Annotated in this window: 2 protein-coding genes; both read right to left on the bottom strand. The window is 43.9% G+C overall.

Annotation, left to right across the window (positions count from 1 at the left end):
- On the bottom strand, positions 1–488 hold a 488-nt coding region (locus A3738_RS02640), incomplete at its 3' end, for an alcohol dehydrogenase catalytic domain-containing protein (protein WP_156503898.1).
- 211 nt (positions 489–699) lie between these two features.
- On the bottom strand, positions 700–904 hold a 205-nt coding region (locus A3738_RS02645), incomplete at its 5' end, for a hypothetical protein (RefSeq protein ID WP_231876509.1).

Here is a 904-nt window from a genome sequence, read left to right on the forward strand (position 1 = left end):
TTAGCCAGTGAAATCTCAGGGAGTACCGTGTATTCAGAAAAGGTCGACGTACCCATGTAGTGATAGATTTTTTCGCCGTCTTTCGAGAAACGAGTTGTGCCGTCAGGCATCAAACCTTGACCTTGCGTAGAACGAATTTTTTGACACAGATTTGTTTTACCGGATAAGCAAAACTTACATTCGCGGCATTCTGGCGTGTAGAGCGGAATGACATGATCACCGACCGCTACAGAAGTTACGCCCTCACCAACAGCTTCAACAATACCGCCGCCCTCATGACCAAGAATCGCTGGAAAAACACCCTCTGGATCCTCTCCCGTCAAAGTGAATGCATCAGTGTGACACACGCCAGATGCAAGTACTTTTACCAGCACCTCACCTGCTTTCGGCATCTCCACTTCGATAGTTTCTATTGATAGCGGAGCTCCAGCTTTCCACGCAACCGCGGCTTTACATTCGATACGACCATTCGCATTTAAGGCTTTCATGATGATTTCCCTGAAGTTTGTTTTTATTGGCTAAAGAAGACAGCAGAAACATCTTGTCCAAGTATCACTTCTCTAGCCTATACCAGAACCAATTTGCTTTACGAGTCCATGCTTTATTTTGGTTTATATCTAAAGAACAAAAGCATCTAAATAAGTTCACGCGTGGGTAAATAGCTCCGGAATTATTCAACCAACACCTGTCAACATGCCTTTAAAAAGTATGTGTGGAACCAACTTTCGCATGATCACTCAACAATGCGCTCAAGTCTGTATTGATATGAATACTCTCTGGTGCGTCAGGTCCCGAACTACTGCTGCAAGCAAATAATCCAACGATCACAGAACTCACCATCAAACCTTTTTTCATGTCAGCGCCCTTTTTGATTTTGGGCCCTACAGCTAAGTACAAAAATTCA

This window comes from Oleiphilus sp. HI0066 (assembly GCF_001635725.1).